2 protein-coding genes are annotated in these 1595 nt (G+C 68.8%); one reads left to right on the top strand and one right to left on the bottom strand.

Annotation, left to right across the window (positions count from 1 at the left end):
* A partial coding sequence (gene pgk / locus J4F42_15990; GenBank protein ID MCE2487016.1) for a phosphoglycerate kinase occupies positions 1–93 on the top strand: 93 nt, incomplete at its 5' end.
* 8 nt (positions 94–101) lie between these two features.
* Here pgk and J4F42_15985 read toward each other — a convergent pair.
* A partial coding sequence (locus tag J4F42_15985; protein MCE2487015.1) for an ABC-ATPase domain-containing protein occupies positions 102–1595 on the bottom strand: 1494 nt, incomplete at its 5' end.

The raw sequence follows: 1595 nt of genomic DNA, 5'->3' as shown, positions 1-1595 counted from the left end.
CGGATGACGCATATCTCAACCGGCGGCGGGGCGTCGCTGGAGTTCCTGGAGGGCAAACAGCTGCCCGGCGTGGCCGCTCTGCACGATGCCTAAGGGTCGGTTCAACTCGTCTTTTTCGATTGGGGCATCAGACGTAAACTGCGCAATCGGTTGAGGGCAGCGGCAATCTCAAAACGCCGCACCCGAGCCCGGTCGCCGAAGCCGGGCTGGGTCAGAGCTTCCAGACCGTCGCGCTCAATGCGGGTCTCGATCAGCTCAAGGATGTCGGCCAGGCTACGCCGTCCGTCACACAGCCCGCGGGCGCAGGCCAGCAAGACATCCCCGATCATCCGACACTGGGCCGGATCAACCAACTGAAACAGCAGCGAGACCTCAATCTCTTCAGTCCCGAACTCGATGGTGCGGGTTTTCACGCCGCGCACCCGCTCGGCCTTCCTGCCCCGACTGGGGTCGAGGCTGCGCGGGTCGGGTAGCCGGTCCGCTGCCGGCGGCCATCTGCCGGGCGGCTGCGGGCCGGCCTGGGGCAGGGTTGCGGCAATGTCTTTGGCCCGAGCCGTGACATCGCGGGGCCGATACTCGTCCATGTGAATCACCCGATCCGCCACGTCGAGGTAGTCGCCGGCCCCACCCACAACCAGAATCGAAGACACCCCGCGCTCCTCCCACAGCTGGCGAACGCGATCAAGATAGGGCGTAATCGGTTCTCTGTCATCCGGCACCAGGCGCCGCATCCGGGCATCCCGAATCATGAAATTGGTCGCCGCCGTATCCTCGTCAATCAGCAGCACGGTCGCGCCGACCTCCAGGGCTTCGACAATCGCTGCGGCCTGCGAGGTGCTGCCCGAGGCGTCGTCGGTGTCAAACCGGTCGGTTCGGCGACCGAGCGGCAGGGCGGCGATGAACGGCCGCAGATCGACCTCCCGGACAGCGCGCCCGTCCTCGGCCCGAATGCTCACCACCCCCGGCACGCTCACGCAGCGCTCCCGACCGTCACCCGGAATGTGGTCGTACACCCCCTGGGCCAGAGCCGCCAACAGGGTCGATTTGCCGTGATAGCCGCCGCCGACGATTAGCGTCACCCCGGCCCGGACGCCCAGCCCGCGTAGCGGGCCGGCGTGGGGGGCTTCAAGCTCACAGGCCAGGGCCGGCGGCACCTCGAGCGGAATCGCTCCGTCGAGCGGTCTATCGTCCGCTCCGCTGTGGCGGGGCAGGCTGCTGCCCTCGGCGACGAAGGCGACCAGACCGTGGGCGCTGAGCTGCTGGCGCAGGGCCAGCTGGTCTTCAACCGTCTGTACATGTCTGGCGAGCTGGGAGCGGTCGAGGCGCGTCAGCACGCGGTCGAGCGCCTGTGGCAGGCGGCCGGTCAACAGGGCGGCGGCCTCGCGTCCCAGAATCCGACGTCCGGCCGCGGGCAGGCCGGCGGTCAGGCGCACGCGCAGGTCGCCGGCCTGGCCAAGCCTGACCGCGGTGCGCTCCAGCACGTGTTGGCCGACAGGCAGGATTTCAAGCAGGCCGCTCTTGCCGCTACCCGTTTTGCGGCGCGCGCCGGCCAGCTCCCGAATGACCGCCCGGTGGACGAAATCGGCCGTCGCGCG

Source organism: Desulfurellaceae bacterium (assembly GCA_021296095.1).
GTDB lineage: Bacteria > Desulfobacterota > Binatia > Bin18 > Bin18 > JAAXHF01.
This window is presented reverse-complemented; position numbering and strand designations above follow the sequence as displayed.